Below are 18,368 nucleotides of genomic sequence, written 5' to 3'. Positions count from 1 at the left end.
GCGGCGCCCCGCCCACCACGGGCTGACGCCGCTGCGGAGCCCGCCCAAGGCGGCGAACGCGCAATCCCCGCCTGCGCACACCGACGAGGCGGGGATTCACGGATGCGGGAAGGGCCGCCGCCCGATGGCTCAGCCGCCGAACTCCTGCAAGCCCTTCAGCGCCTGGTCCAGCAGCGCCTGCCGGCCGTCAAGCTCCTGCTGGAGCTTGTCCGCCTTCGCGGTGTTGCCGGCGGCACGCGCCGTGTCGATCTGACCGCGCAGCTTGTCCACGGCGGCCTGCAACTGACCGGTCAGCCCCTCGGCGCGGGCGCGCGCCTCCGGGTTGGTGCGCCGCCACTCGGCCTCCTCGGACTCCTGGAGAGCCCGCTCCACCGCGTGCATCCGGCCCTCCACCTTCGGACGGGCGTCACGCGGCACATGACCGATGGCCTCCCAGCGCTCGTTGATCGACCTGAAGGCCGCACGGGCCGCCTTCAGGTCGGTGATCGGCAGCAGCCGCTCGGCCTCCTCGGCGAGTTCCTCCTTGAGCTTGAGGTTCTCGACCTGCTCGGCGTCCCGCTCGGCGAAGACGGAGCTGCGGGCCCCGAAGAAGACGTCCTGGGCGCCGCGGAAGCGGTTCCACAGGTCCTCCTCGTGTTCCCGCTGGGCGCGGCCCGCCGCCTTCCACTCGGACATCAACTCGCGGTAACGGGCCGCCGTGACGCCCCAGTCGGTCGAGTCGGAGAGCGACTCGGCCTCGGCGACCAGCCGCTCCTTGATCTTGCGGGCCTCCTCCCGTTGCGCATCCAGCGCCGCGAAGTGCGCCTTGCGGCGCTTGGAGAACGCCGACCTGGCGTGCGAGAAGCGGTGCCACAGCTCGTCGTCCGACTTGCGGTCGAGCCGTGGCAGCCCCTTCCAGGTGTCCACCAGCGCACGCAGCCGCTCGCCGGCGACCCGCCACTGCTCGCTCTGCGCCAGCTCCTCGGCCTCGGTGACCAACGACTCCTTGGCCTGCCGCGCCTCGTCGGACTGCCGAGCCCGCTGCGCCTTGCGCTCCTCGCGGCGGGCATCGACGGTCTGGGTCAGCTTGTCCAGGCGCGCCCGGAGGGCGTCCAGGTCACCGACGGCGTGGTGCGCCTCGATCTGCTCGCGCAGATGACCGATGGCCGTCTGGGCATCCTTGGCAGACAGATCGGTGGTCTGCACGCGCCGCTCGAGGAGGCCGATCTCGACAACCAGGCCCTCATACTTGCGCTCGAAATAGGCCAGCGCCTCCTGGGGGGAGCCCGCCTGCCAGGAACCGACGACCTTCTCGCCGTCGGCCGTACGCACGTACACGGTCCCCGTCTCGTCGACGCGGCCCCACGGGTCGCTGCTCACAGCGCCTCCTCCACATGATGCCCGTCGAGGTCCTTGCGGCCCTCCGGCATCGTCCACAGTTTCGTCACGGCCAATCTAGGCGAACCGCACGGTGGCTGTCCGCATCCAGCGCGAGCGAAATTTCGCAGCTTGCGGTCAGGATTTTTTGATCGTCGCCTTGTTGATGACCACCGTGGCATTGGGCGCGCCATCGCCCTGGCCGGTGCTCTCACCGGCCTTGGCGATCTTCGTCAGGACCTTCATGCCGTCCTTGGAGAGCGTTCCGAACGGTGTGTAGTAGGGCGGCAACTGGCTGTCCTGGAACACCAGGAAGAACTGGCTGCCACCGGTGTGCTTGCCCTGCTTCGTCTGCGGGTTGTACTGGTTGGCCATCGCCACCGTGCCCGCCGGGTAGACGTTCCCCTTCAGGCGCTTGTCCTTGAGGTTCTCGTCGGGCAGCGTGAAGCCGGGCCCGCCGGTGCCGTCGCCCTTGGGGTCGCCGCACTGGAGCACGTAGATGCCCGACGTGGTGAGCCGGTGGCACTTGGTGTGCTCGAAGTAGCCCTCGCCCACCAGGAAGTTGAACGCATTGACGGTGTGCGGCGCCTTGGATGCGTCCATGCTGATCGGCATGTCACCGCAGGTCGTCTTCAGGTCCATCGTGTAGGTGGCCGACTTGTCGATGCTCATGGCCGGTTCCTTCTTCCAGCTGAGCTTCGCCACCTTGCCCTTCGCCGGCTTGTCGCACGGGTCGGGGGCCTTGCTGGTGGGCGTGGCACTCGGCGGGGTGTCCGCGGCGTTGTCCTTGGAATCGCCCTTGAACCCGTCGGTTGCCCAGGCGCTTGCGCCGATGGCCACGACCACCACGACACCTGCGGCGATCGCCGCGGTGCGGGTGCGTGTCTTGCGCCGCGCGGTCTCCCGGCGCTGCTGCTGCCGCAAGAACTTCTCCCGGGCGAGCTGCCGCCGCCGCTGATCGTTGCTGACCACCGGTCTGTCTCCTCGTGCGTCTCGTAGGGCCGGCCGTGTTGCGTGTGCCCCGTACCGTATATGGGTTCGCTGTGTAAACGGCACCGCCGGTAGGCTCTGAACCGCCGTACCTCGGCTGCACAGGCTCGGCCGCGAACGAGCCGAGCCTCCCACGGGATGGCCGAGGCCTCCCGGAGTTACGGGAGAAAGACGAGAAACGAAGGACGATTCGTGCTCATTGCCGGATTCCCCGCTGGAGCCTGGGGCACCAACTGCTACCTGGTCGCGCCCGCCGCGGGCGAGGAGTGCGTGATCATCGACCCGGGGCACCAGGCCGCCGAGGGCGTCGCGGCCACCGTCGAGAAGCACGGGCTCAAGCCGGTCGCGGTGATCCTCACGCACGGCCACATCGACCACGTCGCCTCGGTCGTGCCGGTGTGCGGGGCGCACGGCGTGCCCGCCTGGATCCACCCCGAGGACCGGTACATGATGAGCGACCCGGAGAAGGCGCTCGGCCGCTCCATCGGGATGCCGCTGATGGGCGAGCTGACCGTGGGCGAACCCGACGACGTCCGCGAACTCGGCGACGGCAGCCGGCTCACCCTCGCCGGCCTGGACTTCTCCGTGGCGCACGCTCCCGGCCATACCAAGGGGTCGGTGACCTTCCAGACGCCCGAGGCCGCGGACGTGCCGTCCGTGTTCTTCTCGGGCGACCTGCTGTTCGCCGGCTCCATCGGACGCACCGACCTGCCCGGCGGCAGCCCTGCCGAGATCCTCGAGTCGCTGGCCCGCGTGTGCCTTCCGCTCGACGACTCGACCGTGGTGCTGTCGGGGCACGGCCCCCAGACGACCATCGGCCAGGAGCGCGCCACCAACCCGTACCTGCGGCAGGTGGCCGCCGCCCCGGGAGCCGGCGCGAGCCCGGCTCCCCGACGAGGAATGTGACGACACCACTCCCGTGAGCACCTTCAAAGCCCCCAAGGGCACCTACGACCTGCTTCCGCCCGACTCCGCCGCCTATCTCGCCGTCCGCGAGGCCATCGCCGCCCCGCTGCGGAACTCCGGTTACGGCTACATCGAGACGCCCGGATTCGAGAACGTCGAGCTGTTCGCGCGCGGCGTCGGCGAGTCCACCGACATCGTCACCAAGGAGATGTACGCCTTCGAGACCAAGGGCGGCGACCGCCTGGCGCTGCGCCCCGAGGGCACCGCGTCCGTGCTCCGCGCCGCGCTGGAGGCCAACCTGCACAAGGCGGGCAACCTCCCCGTCAAGCTCTGGTACTCCGGCTCCTACTACCGCTACGAACGCCCCCAGAAGGGCCGCTACCGCCACTTCTCGCAGGTCGGGGCGGAGGCCATCGGCGCCGAAGACCCCGCCATCGACGCCGAGCTGATCATCCTCGCCGACCAGTCCTACCGCTCGCTCGGCCTCAAGGACTTCCGCATCCTGCTGAACTCCCTGGGCGACAGCGAGTGCCGTCCGGTCTACCGCGCCGCCTTGCAGGACTTCCTGCGCGGGCTCGACCTGGACGAGGACACCCGCCGCCGCATCGACATCAACCCGCTGCGGGTCCTCGACGACAAGCGCCCCCAGGTGCAGGAACAGCTCACCGGTGTGCCGCTGCTGCGCGACTACCTGTGCGACGCGTGCAAGGCCTACCACGAGCAGGTACGGGAGTTGATCACCGCGGCCGGCGTCCGGTACGAGGACGACCCCAAGCTGGTCCGCGGGCTCGACTACTACACCCGCACCACCTTCGAGTTCGTCCACGACGGGCTCGGCTCGCAGTCCGCGGTCGGCGGCGGCGGGCGTTACGACGGCCTCTCCGAGATGATCGGCGGGCCCGCCCTGCCGTCCGTCGGCTGGGCGCTGGGCGTCGACCGCACGGTGCTGGCCCTCGAGGCCGAAGGCGTCCGGCTGGATCTGCCGTCCACCACCAGCGTCTTCGCCGTGCCGCTCGGCGACGAGGCGCGACGGGTGCTGTTCGCCAAGATCACCGAGTTGCGCCGGAAGGGGATCGCCGCCGACTTCGCGTTCGGCGGACGGGGCCTGAAGGGCGCCATGAAGTCGGCCAACCGCTCCGGCGCCCGGTACACCCTCGTCGCGGGCGAGCGTGATCTCGCCGACGGCGTGGCGCAGCTGAAGGACATGGAGTCCGGCGAGCAGCGCCCGGTCGCCCTGGACACGGTCGTGGCGGAACTCACCCGCCTGCTGGGCTGAGCAAGGGCGGACTGAAGCACCGGCCGCGCCGGGCCCACGGGTCCGGCGCGGCCGTGTCCTTGCGCCCCATGACCGCGTCGGCGTCCCGTGCCGGACCACCAGATCCATGCAGCGTTATCCAACTGCACAGAGAGTCGGGCGGGCGACACGCTGCGTGTTCGAGCAACCCCCCGCGTACGCGCGTACTTATCCACAACCAACGGTGGTTCGGTACCCCGGTGCGGCACAATGGCTGCGGATCAGGCCCCCCACTTCTAGCGACGGAAACGGCGTGATGAGCGAGACGACGACAGTCAGAGACGAAGCTCCCGCCGCGCAGGAGCGCACCGACGCCCCGCGCAGTGTCGGCGGCAGCAGGGCGTTCGCGGTACTCCTGGTGCTCACCGGCGCGGCCGGCCTGCTGGCCGCCTGGGTCATCACGCTCGACAAGTTCAAGCTGCTCGAAGCCCAGGTCGCCGGCAAGACGTTCACCCCCGCGTGCAGCATCAACCCGATCATCTCCTGCGGCAGCGTCATGCAGAGCAAGCAGGCCGGGGTGTTCGGCTTCCCGAACCCGATGCTGGGCCTCGCCGCCTACGCGATCGTGATCTGCGTCGGGGTGAGCCTGCTCACCGGCGCCCGCTTCCCGCGCTGGTACTGGCTGACGTTCAACGCCGGCACCCTGTTCGGCGTCGGCTTCGTCAGCTGGTTGCAGTTCCAGTCGCTGTACCGGATCAACGCCCTGTGCCTGTGGTGCTGCCTGGCCTGGGTCGCCACCATCGTCATGTTCTGGTACGTGACCTCGTTCAACGTACGCAACCGCCTGCTGCCCGGCCCCGGCTGGCTGCGCGCCTTCTTCGGCGAGTTCACCTGGGTCCTGCCCGTGCTGCACCTCGGCGTCATCGCCATGATGATCTTCACCCGCTGGGGCGCAGACCTCTGGGCCGGCTGACGGCAGGTGTCCGGGCGGTCGCCGCGACCCGTGCGGCGGCCGCACTGTCACAGCGGTGACATAGGCTTTCGAGCGTGGAGCCCGATCTGTTCACCGCCGCCGCAGAGGACCGTCAGGAGAAGGACCCGACGAGTAGCCCCCTCGCGGTCCGGATGCGCCCCCGCACCCTGGACGAAGTCGTGGGGCAGCAGCATCTGCTGAAGCCCGGGTCGCCGCTGCGCCGGCTGGTCGGCGAGGGCGATCGGGCCGGCGGGCACAGCCCGGCCGGGCCGTCCTCGGTGATCCTCTGGGGCCCGCCCGGCACCGGCAAGACCACCCTCGCCTACGTCGTATCGCGCGCCACGAACAAGCGGTTCGTCGAGCTCTCCGCGATCACCGCGGGAGTCAAGGAAGTGCGCGCCGTCATCGAGGGCGCCCGCCGCGCCACCGGCGGCTACGGCAAGGAGACCGTCCTCTTCCTCGACGAGATCCACCGCTTCAGCAAGGCCCAGCAGGACTCCCTGCTCCCCGCCGTGGAGAACCGCTGGGTCACCCTCATCGCCGCCACCACCGAGAACCCGTACTTCTCGGTGATCTCCCCGCTGCTCTCCCGCTCCCTGCTGCTCACCCTCGAACCCCTCACCGATGACGACATCGGCGGCCTGCTGCGGCGCGCCCTCGCCGAGGAGCGCGGGCTGGGCGGTGCGCTGAGCCTGCCCGAGGACACCGCGGCCCATCTGCTGCGCATCGCCGGCGGTGACGCGCGCCGGGCGCTCACCGCACTCGAAGCCGCGGCCGGCGGCGCCCTCGCCAAGGGCGAGCAGGACATCACCCTGACCACGCTGGAGGAGTCGGTCGACCGCGCGGCCGTCACCTACGACCGCGACGGTGACCAGCACTACGACGTCGCCAGCGCCCTCATCAAGTCCATCCGCGGCTCCGACGTGGACGCCGCGCTGCACTACCTGGCCCGGATGATCGAGGCGGGGGAGGACCCGCGGTTCATCGCCCGGCGGCTGATGATCTCCGCCAGCGAGGACATCGGCCTCGCCGACCCCAGCGCACTGCCGCTCGCGGTCGCCGCGGCCCAGGCGGTCGCGATGATCGGCTTCCCCGAAGCGGCGCTCACCCTCAGCCACGCCACCATCGCCCTGGCACTCGCACCCAAGTCCAATGCCGCGACCACCGCCATCGGCGCCGCCATGGAGGACGTGCGCAAGGGCCTGGCTGGCCCGGTGCCCGCCCATCTGCGCGACGGCCACTACAAGGGCGCAGCGAAGCTCGGCCACGCACAGGGCTACCTCTATCCGCACGACCTGCCCGGCGCCATCGCCGCCCAGCAGTACGCCCCCGACGCCCTGAAGGACCGGCGCTACTACCAGCCGACGCGCTACGGAGCCGAGGCCCGGTACGCGGACGTGGTCGAGCGAGTCCGCGCCCGGCTGGCCGGCGAGCAGCCGGGCCGGACGGAGGACTGACACGGGACCGGAGCCAGGAGCCCGGCGCCCGCGCCGCCCGCGCACGCGGTGGTCATCGGCACCTACGGCGACCGGTTAGACTTCGCCCAAGTGCTGCGTCCCGTGTCCGGCCCCGGTCGGCTCACCAGAGCGGGACAGTCAGCCGGAGCCTCACCTTCGGGTGAACGAAGGCTCCAGGAGCGTCGCGCACCGGCGAACGGTGTCGCGGGCCGCCCACCACCCCAGAAATGGCGGTCGGTGGGCCACTCGCGTGCTGCACGTATGTGCCCAGACCAGGGAATGCGGCTGCCCGACGAGGAACCGAGATCCGCCCCGGCGGATCCACACGGTCCCTCGCGGGAAATTCCCCGGCTGCGGATGCGACCTCCCCTAACCCTGGTGAAGCCGATATCACTAAAAGTAAGAGAGGTTTGGTTCGTGGCGAACCAGTCCCGACCCAAGGTCAAGAAGTCGCGTGCCCTCGGCATCGCGCTGACCCCCAAGGCCGTGAAGTACTTCGAGGCCCGTCCCTACCCGCCGGGTGAGCACGGCCGCGGCCGCAAGCAGAACTCGGACTACAAGGTCCGGCTCCTGGAGAAGCAGCGGCTGCGTGCGCAGTACGACGTCTCCGAGCGCCAGCTGGTCCGCGCCTACGAGCGCGCCAGCAAGGTGCAGGGCAAGACCGGCGAGGCCCTGATCATCGAGCTGGAGCGGCGCCTCGACGCGCTGGTGCTGCGCTCCGGCATCGCCCGCACCATCTACCAGGCCCGCCAGATGGTCGTGCACGGCCACATCGAGGTCAACGGCAAGAAGGTCGACAAGCCGTCCTTCCGGGTCCGCCCGGACGACGTCGTCATGGTGCGCGAGCGCTCCCGTGAGAAGTCGCTCTTCCAGGTCGCCCGGGAGGGTGGCTTCGCCCCCGACGGCGAGACCCCGCGCTACCTCCAGGTCAACCTGAAGGCCCTCGCCTTCCGCCTGGACCGCGACCCGAACCGCAAGGAGATCCCGGTCATCTGCGACGAGCAGCTCGTCGTCGAGTACTACGCCCGCTGACCCGGACACCCTTCCGTACCGCGGCACCGCAGCCCGTCGCCGTCCCACCGTCCTCGGTGGGCGGCGGCGGGCTGTCGCTTCTCCACACGGGCGAGGGCCCGTCCGGCGCGCCCCTAATCCGGTACGGAGCGCCACTGGTGGCGCGATAGGCTCGGGACACGACCTGCGAGGAGCAGGTCATGCGATGTCGGCGCGATGTTCGGGGAGCGGTGCTCTGTGTCCGGTGGAGAGGTAGCCGGGATCATCGTGGCCGTCTTCTGGGCGATCCTGGTGTCCTTCCTCGCCGTTGCGCTGGCGAGGCTGGCCCAGACCCTCAGGGCGACCACCAAGCTTGTCGCGGACGTGACCGAGCAGGCCGTTCCGCTGCTCGCCGACGCCTCGAGCGCGGTCCGCTCCGCACAGACCCAGATCGACCGGGTGGACGCCATCGCGACCGACGTCCAAGAGGTCACGTCGAACGCGTCGGCTCTCTCCACCACCGTCGCCAGCACCTTCGGCGGTCCCCTCGTGAAGGTCGCCGCCTTCGGTTACGGAGTGCGCCAGGCCCTGGGACGCCGGGGCACCGAGCAGCACCCCGCGACACCCGGTCACACCGAGCCCCCGCGACACACCGTGATCATGGGACGCACCGTGCCGGGCATGCGACGGGGAAAGCGGAAGAAGGGCTGACGCTGCGATGTTCCGCCGTACGTTCTGGTTCACCGCGGGCGCCGCAGCCGGGGTGTGGGCCACCACCAAGGTGCACAAGAAGCTCCGGCAGCTGACCCCGGAAAGCCTCGCCGCCCAGGCGGCGAACAAGGCGGTCGACGCAGGTCACCGCCTCAAGGGCTTCGCCCTCGACGTCCGCGCCGGCATGGCCCAGCGCGAGGCCGAGCTGGGCGAGGCGCTCGGGCTCACCGCCTCCGCCGACCCCGGCGACGTCCGGGCCCTGCCGGCAGCACGCCAGCGGCCCGCCCAGGACGACCGTTCGCTTCCTTATCCGTTCCCGCAAGATCCGTCCAAGCATTCGCTCGACAGGACGACCAGAAACGAGGACCACTGATGGAGTCGGCTGAAATCCGCCGCCGCTGGTTGCGCTTCTTCGAAGAGCGCGGGCACACCGTCGTGCCGTCGGCGTCGCTGATCGCGGACGATCCGACCCTGCTGCTCATCAACGCGGGCATGGCCCCCTTCAAGCCGTACTTCCTCGGTGAGGTCAAGCCGCCGTACATCCGCGCCACCAGCGTCCAGAAGTGCGTACGCACCCCGGACATCGAAGAGGTCGGCAAGACCACCCGGCACGGCACGTTCTTCCAGATGTGCGGCAACTTCTCCTTCGGTGACTACTTCAAGGAAGGCGCCGCCAAGCTCGCCTGGGAGCTGCTCACCAGCCCCCAGGACAAGGGCGGTTACGGGCTGGACCCGGAGAGGCTCTGGGTCACCGTCTACAAGGAGGACGACGAGGCCGAGCGGATCTGGCGCGATGTCGTCGGCGTCCCCCCCGAGCGCATCCAGCGTCTCGGCAAGAAGGACAACTACTGGTCCATGGGCGTGCCCGGCCCCTGCGGCCCGTGCTCCGAGATCAACTACGACCGCGGCCCCGAGTTCGGCCCCGAGGGCGGCCCCGCCGTCAACGACGAGCGCTACGTGGAGATCTGGAACCTGGTCTTCATGCAGTACGAGCGCGGCCCCGGCACCGGCAAGGAAGACTTCGAGATCCTCGGCGACCTGCCGAACAAGAACATCGACACCGGTCTCGGCCTGGAACGTCTCGCCATGATCCTCCAGGGCGTGCACAACATGTACGAGATCGACACCTCGCGTGCCGTGATCGACAAGGCCACCGAACTCACCGGTCGGGCCTACGGGGCCGCCGAGGACAGCGACGTCTCGCTGCGCGTCGTCTCCGACCACATCCGCGCCTCCGTCATGCTCATCGGCGACGGCGTCGCCCCCGGCAACGAGGGCCGCGGCTACGTGCTCCGCCGCATCATGCGCCGCGCCATCCGCAACATGCGGCTGCTCGGCGCCACCGGACCGGTCGTCGGCGAACTCGTCGACACCGTGATCGCCACCATGGGGGAGCAGTACCCCGAGCTGATCACCGACCGCCGGCGCATCGAGACCGTCGCCCTCGCCGAAGAGGCCGCCTTCCTCAAGACGCTGAGGTCCGGCACGGCCATCCTCGACGACGCCGTCACCGAGACCAAGGCCGCCGGCGCCACCGTGCTCGCCGGCGACAAGGCCTTCCTGCTCCACGACACCTGGGGCTTCCCCATCGACCTCACCCTGGAGATGGCCGCCGAGCAGGGCCTGACCGTGGACGAGGCCGGCTTCCGGCGGCTGATGACGGAGCAGCGGGAGCGCGCCAAGGCCGACGCCCGCGCCAAGAAGACCGGCCACGCCGACCTCGGCGCCTACCGGGCCATCGTCGACTCCTCCGGCACCACCGACTTCACCGGTTACACCGGCTACGAGAGCGAGGCCACCATCGTCGGCCTGCTCGTGGGCGGCGTGTCCGCCCCCGCCGCCACCGAGGGCGACGAGGTGGAGGTCGTCCTCGACCGCACCCCGTTCTATGCCGAGGGCGGCGGCCAGATCGGCGACAGCGGCCGCATCAGGCTCGACAGCGGCGCCGTCGTGCTGGTGCGCGACGTCCAGAAGCCGGTACCGGGCGTGCACGTCCACAAGGGCGTCGTGCAGGTCGGCGAGATCACCGTCGGGGCCCCCGTGTGGGCCTCCATCGACGTGGATCGCCGGCGTGCCATCGCCCGCGCCCACTCCGCCACCCACCTCACGCACCAGGCGCTGCGCGACGCCCTCGGCCCGACCGCCGCCCAGGCCGGCTCGGAGAACCAGCCGGGACGCTTCCGCTTCGACTTCGGCTCCCCGTCCGCCGTGCCGCAGACGGTCATGACGGACGTCGAGCAGAAGATCAACGAGGTGCTGGCCCGCGACCTCGACGTCAGTGCCGAGGTCATGGGCCTCGAGCAGGCCAAGAAGCAGGGTGCCATCGCCGAGTTCGGCGAGAAGTACGGCGACCGGGTCCGCGTGGTCACCATCGGCGACTTCTCCAAGGAGCTGTGCGGCGGCACGCACGTGCACAACACCGCCCAGCTCGGACTGGTGAAGCTGCTCGGCGAGTCCTCGATCGGCTCCGGCGTCCGGCGTATCGAGGCCCTGGTCGGCGTCGACGCGTACAGCTTCCTCGCCAAGGAGCACACCGTCGTCGCCCAGCTCCAGGAGCTCCTCAAGGGCCGTTCCGAGGAGCTGCCCGAGAAGATCTCCGGCATGCTGGCCCGGCTGAAGGACGCCGAGAAGGAAATCGAGAAGTTCCGCGCCGAGAAGGTCCTCCAGGCCGCCGCCGGGCTCGCCCAGAGCGCCCAGGACGTCCGCGGCACCGCCCTGGTCACCGCCCAGGTCCCGGACGGCACCGGCGCCGACGACCTACGCAAGCTGGTCCTCGACGTGCGCGGCAGGCTGACCCAGGGCTCCGGCACCGACCGTCCGGTCGTCGTCGCCCTGTTCTCGGTGGCCGGCGGGCGTCCGCTGACCGTGATCGCCACCAATGAGGCCGCGCGCGCCCATGGGCTCAAGGCCGGCGACCTCGTCCGGGTCGCCGCGAAGACCCTCGGCGGTGGCGGCGGTGGCAAGCCGGACGTCGCCCAGGGCGGCGGTCAGAACCCGGCCGCCGTCGGCGAGGCCGTGGCCGCCGTCGAACGCCTCGTCGGCGAGGCGGCATGACGATGGCGGTCGTGGCGGTGCCGCGATGACGGCGTCCGGGCAGGCGCCGGGCATGCGCCGCGGTCGTCGGCTTGCGATCGACGTCGGGGAAGCCCGTATCGGGGTCGCCTCGTGCGACCCCGACGGGATCCTCGCCACTCCGGTGGAGACCGTGCCGGGACGTGACGTCCCGGCCGCCCACCGCAGGCTCGCAACTCTGGTCGAGGAGTACGAGCCCATCGAGGTGATCGTCGGTCTGCCACGCTCCCTCAAGGGCGGCGAAGGCCCCGCGGCGGCCAAGGCGCGGGCCTTCGCGCAGACGCTCGCCGGGAACGTCGCACCCGTGCCGGTGCGCCTGGTCGACGAGCGTATGACGACCGTCACCGCAGGTCAGCGCCTGCGGGCGTCGGGAGTCACCGCCAAGAAGGGCCGCTCCGTCATCGATCAGGCGGCCGCCGTGGTGATCCTTCAGAACGCCCTGGAGACGGAGCGGACCTCGGGCCGAGCACCGGGTGAGGACGTCGAATCGGGTATCTGATCGCGATACGGTAACGTTCCGCGGCATGCGCCGGTGTTCGAACAACCGACGCCATCAGGAGAGGCGGATAGGGTGCCGTGCCGGAGCGCCCGGCCCCGGGCCGCCTCGCGGCTCTAGGGGATCGATGACTGAGTATGGCCGGGGCCCAGGCCCCGAACCGTGGCATCCGGAGGACCCGCTTTACGGGGACCTCGGATATGGCACCCAGCACTCCCCGGCGGACGTGGACCCCTACGGCGCCCAGCAGGCCCCGATCGATCAGGATCCCTACGGCGGCGCCCAGCAGATCCAGCCCGGACATGACCCGTACGGCCAGCCGCAGTACTACCCGCAGCAGCAGCCGGCGCCCCAGGACTACGACCCGTGGGGCACCGGCGGGCAGCACTACCAGGAGCAGCCCCCGCTCGGCCCGCAGCACGGCCAGCCGCAGCCAGGCCACCCCGGCGCCTCGGGCCACCCCGGCCAACCCGGCCCCCCGCAGCCTGGCGACGCCGGCCACCCGCACCCCGGTCATGCCGATCACCTGAACCCCGGGCAGCTGGGCCGGCCCTACCCCGATCCCTCCCGCCAGGCCCAGCCGCCCTACGGCGGACGCCTCCCGCAGGACGACGGGCTCGGCCCCGACCCGCTGGGACAGCAGCCCTACCCCGGCGGCTACCCGGACCAGGGCCAGAATCCGGCATACGGCGCGCAGCCAGGCGGCTGGGACACCTCAGGGCACGGGCAGCCACCGTACGGCGCCGAGGCCGGTGACCCCTACGGCCAGCAGCCGCGCGGCCACCACCATCCCGAGGAGCCCGGCTACCAGGTCTCCGGGCCGCCCGGCGGCCCCGGTATGCCCGGTGGCCCCGGTATGCCCGGCGGTCCTGGTGCGCCCGGCGGCGCCGGCGCCCCCGGTATGTCCGGCCGCCCGGGCAACCCCGGCACCGGTCCGCGCCCCGGGCAGCCCGCCGCGCGCCGCGGCCCGCGGCCGACGCCCGAGCCGGACCCTGACCCGGACCCGCCCACGGACTGGGACCCGGGCCCCGACCAGGGCGAACACGCCTTCTTCGCGGGCGACGACGATGACGACGACGAGCCCGAGGAACCCGGTGGCCGCCGGGGGCGTGGCGAGCGTCGCGGCGGCAAGGGCCGCAAGCGCCGCAACGGCTGTGCCTGCGCCGGGGTGTCCCTCGCGCTGGTCGCCGTCGTGGGAGGCGCCGGCTACGCCGGCTACTCGTTCTACGAGAGCCACTTCGGGCCGCCGCCGGACTACAGCGGCGAGGGCGCCGCCCAGACCGTGACCGTCACGATCCCCAAGGGAGCCGGCGGCTACACGATCGGACAGCTGCTGAAGGAAAAGGGCGTCATCAAGAGCGTCGACGCGTTCGTGCAGGCGCAGAAGGACAACCCCAAGGGCCAGACGATCCAGGACGGCGTCTACACGCTGCACAAACAGATGTCCGGAGAGAGCGTCGTCGACTTGATGCTCGATCCCAAGAGCCGCAACACCCTCATCGTCGCCGAGGGCTGGCGCAACGCCTACGTGTACAAGCAGATCGACACCCGGCTCGGCCTCAAGGCGGGCACGACCGCGTCAGTGGCCAAGAAGGACTACAAGAAGCTCGGCCTGCCCAGCTGGGCGCAGGGCCACGAGAACGTCAAGGACCCCCTGGAAGGCTTCCTCTACCCGTCCAGCTACCCGGTCGCCAAGGGCATGAAGCCCGAGGACGTGCTGAAGCGGATGGTCGGCGCGGCCACCCAGAAGTACAACTCGCTCGACCTGGACAAGCAGGCCGACGAGCTCCATCTCGACGGCCCCTGGCAGGTCATAACCGTCGCGAGCCTGGTCCAGGCCGAGGGCAAGACCCATGACGACTTCCGCAAGATGGCCGAGGTCGTCTACAACCGCCTCAAGCCGAGCAACACCCAGACCAACCAGCTGTTGCAGTTCGACTCGACCTTCAACTACCTGAAGGGCCAGAGCAAGATCGACATCAGCGAGTCGGAGATCAACAGCAACCACGACCCGTACAACACCTACACCCAGAAGGGCCTGACCCCGGGCCCGATCGGCAACCCCGGCAGCGAAGCCCTCGCCGCTGCCGTGAACCCCACCCACGACGGCTGGTTCTACTTCGTGGCGACCGACGGGATGAACAAGACCGAGTTCGCCAAGACCTACGCCGACTTCCAGAAACTCAAGGACAAGTTCAATGACTCGGGCAGCCACTGACGCCCGCAAGGCGGCGGTCCTCGGCTCGCCGATCGCCCACTCCCTCTCCCCGGTGCTGCACCGGGCGGCCTACGCGGAGCTGGGCCTCACCGGCTGGACCTACGACCGTTTCGAGGTCGACGAGGCCGCGCTGCCCGGTTTCCTCGCCGGCCTCGGGCCCCGGTGGGCGGGACTGTCGCTCACCATGCCGCTGAAGCGGGCCGTCATCCCGCTGCTCGACGGCATCAGCGACACCGCCGCCTCGGTCGAGGCCGTCAACACGGTGGTCTTCACCGACGACGGCCGGCGGCTCGGCGACAACACCGACATCCCCGGCATGTTGGCCGCGCTCGGTGAGCGCGGCATCGACAAGGTCGAGTCCGCCGCCGTCCTCGGCGCCGGCGCCACCGCCTCGTCCGCGCTGGCGGCGCTCGCCCGGATCTGCTCCGGCGAGGTCGTCGCCTACGTGCGCAGCGCCGCCCGTGCCGCCGAGATGCAGCAATGGGGCGAGCGGCTGGGCGTCCGGGTGCGCACCGCCGACTGGGCCGACGCCGCCGACGCGCTGCACGCCCCGCTGGTGATCGCGACGACCCCGGCCGGCGCGGCGGACGCCCTGGCCGCGGCGGTGCCGGAACGCCCCGGCACCCTCTTCGACGTGCTGTACGAGCCCTGGCCGACCGCACTCGCCGCCCGCTGGACGGCGCACGGCGGGCCGGTGGTCGGCGGCCTCGACCTGCTGGTGCACCAGGCGGTGCTCCAGGTGGAACAGATGACGGGCCGCGTCCCGGCTCCGCTGGCGGTGATGCGCACGGCGGGAGAGCGGGCGCTCGCCGGACGGTGACGGTGGCACCGGCGGACGGGCCGGGCACGTCCGCCTGATGGACCGCCGCATGGTCCGCCCACCGGGACGTGGGAGGATCGGGAACAGAGGGAGAGGGCGCACGTACGTCGTGCGCCACGCCGCCGCCGTGCCCGGGCGGTCAAGGATTGAGGAGCATCGTTGAGCAGGTTGCGCTGGCTGACCGCGGGGGAGTCCCATGGACCCGCGCTGGTCGCGACGCTGGAGGGGCTGCCCGCCGGTGTGCCGGTCACCACCGACATGGTGGCCGACCACCTGGCCCGCAGGCGCCTCGGCTACGGCCGCGGCGCGCGGATGAAGTTCGAGCGTGACGAGGTCACCTTCCTGGGCGGGGTACGGCACGGCCTGACCCTCGGCTCCCCGGTCGCCATCATGGTGGGCAACACCGAGTGGCCGAAGTGGGAGAAGGTCATGGCGGCCGACCCGGTGGACCCGGCCGAACTCGACGGGCTGGCCCGCAACGCCCCGCTGACCCGCCCCCGCCCCGGCCATGCCGACCTCGCCGGCATGCAGAAGTACGGCTTCGACGAGGCACGCCCGGTGCTGGAGCGTGCCTCCGCCCGGGAGACCGCGGCACGTGTCGCGCTCGGTGCGGTGGCCAGGTCGTACCTGAAGGAGACCGCCGGCATCGAGATCGTCTCCCATGTGGTGGAGCTGGCCGGTGCGAAGGCCCCGTACGGGGTGTACCCGACGCCCGGCGACGTCGAGAAGCTCGACGCCGACCCGGTGCGCTGCCTGGACGCGGACGCCTCCAAGGCGATGGTCGCCGAGATCGACCAGGCCCACGAGGACGGCGACACCCTCGGCGGCGTCGTCGAGGTGCTGGCCTACGGCGCGCCGGTCGGCCTCGGCTCGCACGTGCACTGGGACCGGCGCCTCGACGCCCGTCTCGCGGGTGCCCTGATGGGCATCCAGGCGATCAAGGGCGTGGAGCTCGGTGACGGATTCGACCTGGCCCGGGTGCCCGGTTCCCAGGCCCATGACGAGATCGTCCGCGGCGCGGACGGCATCACCCGCTCCAGTGGCCGTTCCGGCGGCACCGAGGGCGGTCTCTCCACCGGTGGTCCGCTGCGCGTGCGTGCCGCGATGAAGCCGATCGCCACGGTGCCGCGGGCGCTGGCCACGATCGACGTGGTCACCGGAGAGCCGACCCAGGCGCACCACCAGCGCTCCGACGTCTGCGCGGTGCCCGCGGCGGGCATCGTCGCCGAGGCCATGGTGGCGCTGGTGCTGGCCGATGCGGTGGCCGAGAAGTTCGGCGGCGACAGCGTGGCCGAGACCAGCAGGAACGTCCAGTCCTACGTATCGAACCTCCGGATCAGGTGACGGGAGACCCAGCGGTGCACGAGGCATCGACGACGCCCGAGACCCCCTCGGGCGAGGGGCCCGCGATCGTGCTGATCGGTCCCATGGGCGTGGGCAAGTCCACGGTCGGCGCGCTGCTGGCCGGGCACATCGGCCGCGGCTTCAGGGACACCGACGACGACATCATCGCCGCCGAGGGCCGCCCGATCTCGGACATCTTCGTGGACGACGGCGAGCCGTACTTCCGTGCGGTCGAGCGGCGTGCCGTGCAGCGTGCGCTCGCCGAACACGACGGCGTGCTGGCGCTCGGCGGCGGTGCCGTGCTGGACGCGTCCACCCGGGAGTCGCTCGCCGGCCGTCCGGTCGTCTACCTCTCGATGGACGTCGACGAGGCCGTCAAGCGCACCGGCCTCAACGTCGCGCGGCCACTGCTCGCCGTCAACCCGCGCCGGCAGTGGCGGGAGTTGATGGAGCAGCGGCGCCATCTGTACACCGAGGTCGCGCGCGCCGTCGTCGCCACCGACAACCGCACCCCCGACGAGGTCGCCGACGCCGTCCTCGACGCACTGGAGTTGAAGCAGGGATGAGCCAGCAGTCGCACACCGAGCAGCCCACGGCGCGCATCCACGTCGGCGGGACCGGCCAGGACCCGTACGAGGTGCTGGTCGGGCGGCAGTTGCTCGGCGAACTCGGCCCGCTGGTCGGCGACCGTGCCAGGAGGGTCGCGGTCATCCACCCCGAGGGCCTGCCGCAAGCCGGCGAGGACGTCCGCGCGGAACTGGCCGGACGGGGCTACGAGACGCTGACCCTCGCGGTGCCCGACGCGGAGCGGGCCAAGACCGCCGAGGTCGCCGCGCGGTGCTGGCAGGCGCTCGGCCAGGCCGGCTTCACCCGCACCGACGTCGTCGTGGGCGTCGGCGGCGGCGCCACCACCGACCTGGCCGGTTTCGTGGCCGCGAGCTGGCTGCGCGGTGTGCGCTGGATCGCGGTGCCCACCACGGTGCTCGGCATGGTCGACGCCGCGGTCGGCGGCAAGACCGGCATCAACACCGACGAGGGCAAGAACCTCGTCGGCGCCTTCCACCCGCCCGCCGGTGTGCTGTGCGACCTGACGGCGCTGTCGACGCTGCCGGTCGACGACTACGTCTCCGGTCTCGCCGAGATCATCAAGGCCGGCTTCATCGTCGACCCGAAGATCCTCGACCTGATCGAGGCGGACCCGACGGCCGCCCGTGGCCCCCAGGGCCCGCACACCGCCGAGCTGATCGAGCGCTCCATCCGGGTCAAGGCCGAGGTGGTCTCCGCCGACCTGAAGGAGTCCGGCCGGCGCGAGATCCTCAACTACGGGCACACCCTCGGGCACGCCATCGAGAAGAACGAGCGCTACACCTGGCGACACGGCGCGGCCGTCTCCGTGGGCATGCACTTCGCGGCCGAACTCGGCCGGGCCACCGGCCATCTGGACGACGCGACCGCGGACCGGCACCGTGCCGTCCTGGAGTCGGTCGGGCTGCCGCTGACGTACCGGTCCGACGCCTGGCCGCAGCTGCTTGAGGCCATGAAGGTCGACAAGAAGTCCCGCGGCGACCTGCTGCGGTTCATCGTCCTCGACGGTCTGGCCAAGCCCGCGGTGCTGGCCGGCCCCGACCCGGACGCGCTGCTGGCCGCGTACGGCCGCGTGGCCGCCTAGGCGCCGGTGGATCACCATCCGGCGGGCGCCCGGCGAACGTCCACCTCCCGCTCACCCGTCCCGCCCGGCAGGGCGGGCCCGGTGGGCCGGAACCGTGCGGGGGTGCCGGCCCGCGTCACGATCCGGAGGGCG

General features: G+C 71.2%; 16 protein-coding genes. 14 read left to right on the top strand and 2 right to left on the bottom strand.

Annotated features, from left to right (window positions below; translation table 11 throughout):
- Positions 1-129: 129 nt before the first annotated feature.
- Together NQO67_RS34560 and NQO67_RS34555 are read right to left on the bottom strand one after the other, a co-directional pair.
- Positions 130-1,359, bottom strand: a complete 1,230-nt coding sequence (locus NQO67_RS34560; RefSeq protein WP_255954368.1) for a DUF349 domain-containing protein — start codon at positions 1,357-1,359, stop codon at positions 130-132.
- A 135-nt stretch (positions 1,360-1,494) separates the two neighbouring features.
- Positions 1,495-2,328, bottom strand: a complete 834-nt coding sequence (locus NQO67_RS34555; protein ID WP_255954366.1) for a peptidylprolyl isomerase — start codon at positions 2,326-2,328, stop codon at positions 1,495-1,497.
- Between the two features lie 210 nt (positions 2,329-2,538).
- Here NQO67_RS34555 and NQO67_RS34550 point away from each other — a divergent pair, with 210 nt between their 5' ends.
- From NQO67_RS34550 to aroB, 14 genes are all read left to right on the top strand, one after another.
- Positions 2,539-3,252 carry an MBL fold metallo-hydrolase gene (locus tag NQO67_RS34550; protein ID WP_255954365.1) on the top strand — a complete coding sequence of 238 codons (714 nt, stop codon included), beginning with the start codon at positions 2,539-2,541 and terminating at the stop codon, positions 3,250-3,252.
- Positions 3,253-3,265: 13 nt separating this feature from the next.
- Positions 3,266-4,528, top strand: coding sequence for a histidine--tRNA ligase (gene hisS / locus NQO67_RS34545; protein WP_255954363.1), 1,263 nt, complete (start codon positions 3,266-3,268; stop codon positions 4,526-4,528).
- A gap of 274 nt (positions 4,529-4,802) precedes the next feature.
- Entirely contained in the window at positions 4,803-5,459 is a 657-nt protein-coding gene (locus NQO67_RS34540) for a vitamin K epoxide reductase family protein (protein ID WP_255954361.1), read from the top strand.
- A 74-nt stretch (positions 5,460-5,533) separates the two neighbouring features.
- Positions 5,534-6,916: a replication-associated recombination protein A gene (locus NQO67_RS34535; protein WP_255954360.1), complete on the top strand. Its 1,383-nt coding sequence runs from the start codon at positions 5,534-5,536 to the stop codon at positions 6,914-6,916.
- 417 nt (positions 6,917-7,333) lie between these two features.
- Positions 7,334-7,948: a 30S ribosomal protein S4 gene (rpsD, locus tag NQO67_RS34530; RefSeq protein WP_255954359.1), complete on the top strand. Its 615-nt coding sequence runs from the start codon at positions 7,334-7,336 to the stop codon at positions 7,946-7,948.
- A 195-nt stretch (positions 7,949-8,143) separates the two neighbouring features.
- A complete protein-coding gene (locus tag NQO67_RS34525; protein ID WP_255954355.1) occupies positions 8,144-8,617 on the top strand; it encodes a DUF948 domain-containing protein in 474 nt (157 codons plus the stop codon).
- A gap of 7 nt (positions 8,618-8,624) precedes the next feature.
- Positions 8,625-8,990 (top strand): DUF6167 family protein, encoded by a 366-nt coding sequence (locus NQO67_RS34520; RefSeq protein ID WP_255954353.1) that lies wholly within the window; start codon positions 8,625-8,627, stop codon positions 8,988-8,990.
- Positions 8,990-11,671: an alanine--tRNA ligase gene (gene alaS, locus NQO67_RS34515; RefSeq protein WP_255954352.1), complete on the top strand. Its 2,682-nt coding sequence runs from the start codon at positions 8,990-8,992 to the stop codon at positions 11,669-11,671. The genes NQO67_RS34520 and alaS overlap by 1 nt, the downstream gene beginning before the upstream one ends.
- A gap of 52 nt (positions 11,672-11,723) precedes the next feature.
- A complete protein-coding gene (gene ruvX, locus NQO67_RS34510) occupies positions 11,724-12,188 on the top strand; it encodes a Holliday junction resolvase RuvX (protein WP_255954351.1) in 465 nt (154 codons plus the stop codon).
- Between the two features lie 538 nt (positions 12,189-12,726).
- Positions 12,727-14,403: an endolytic transglycosylase MltG gene (mltG, locus tag NQO67_RS34505; RefSeq protein ID WP_445195113.1), complete on the top strand. Its 1,677-nt coding sequence runs from the start codon at positions 12,727-12,729 to the stop codon at positions 14,401-14,403.
- Positions 14,384-15,223: a shikimate dehydrogenase gene (locus NQO67_RS34500; RefSeq protein WP_255954350.1), complete on the top strand. Its 840-nt coding sequence runs from the start codon at positions 14,384-14,386 to the stop codon at positions 15,221-15,223. The genes mltG and NQO67_RS34500 overlap by 20 nt, the downstream gene beginning before the upstream one ends.
- Before the next feature lie 159 nt (positions 15,224-15,382).
- Positions 15,383-16,567, top strand: coding sequence for a chorismate synthase (aroC, locus tag NQO67_RS34495; protein WP_255954348.1), 1,185 nt, complete (start codon positions 15,383-15,385; stop codon positions 16,565-16,567).
- A gap of 83 nt (positions 16,568-16,650) precedes the next feature.
- Positions 16,651-17,133, top strand: a complete 483-nt coding sequence (locus NQO67_RS34490) for a shikimate kinase (RefSeq protein WP_255954394.1) — start codon at positions 16,651-16,653, stop codon at positions 17,131-17,133.
- Positions 17,130-18,236 (top strand): 3-dehydroquinate synthase, encoded by a 1,107-nt coding sequence (aroB, locus tag NQO67_RS34485; protein WP_255954346.1) that lies wholly within the window; start codon positions 17,130-17,132, stop codon positions 18,234-18,236. The genes NQO67_RS34490 and aroB overlap by 4 nt, the downstream gene beginning before the upstream one ends.
- Positions 18,237-18,368: the final 132 nt, after the last annotated feature.

The organism is Streptomyces odontomachi (genome assembly GCF_024435355.1).
Taxonomy (GTDB): domain Bacteria; phylum Actinomycetota; class Actinomycetes; order Streptomycetales; family Streptomycetaceae; genus Streptomyces; species Streptomyces odontomachi.
The sequence above is the reverse complement of the archived record's forward strand: the minus strand, read 5'-3'. Positions and strand labels throughout refer to the sequence as shown.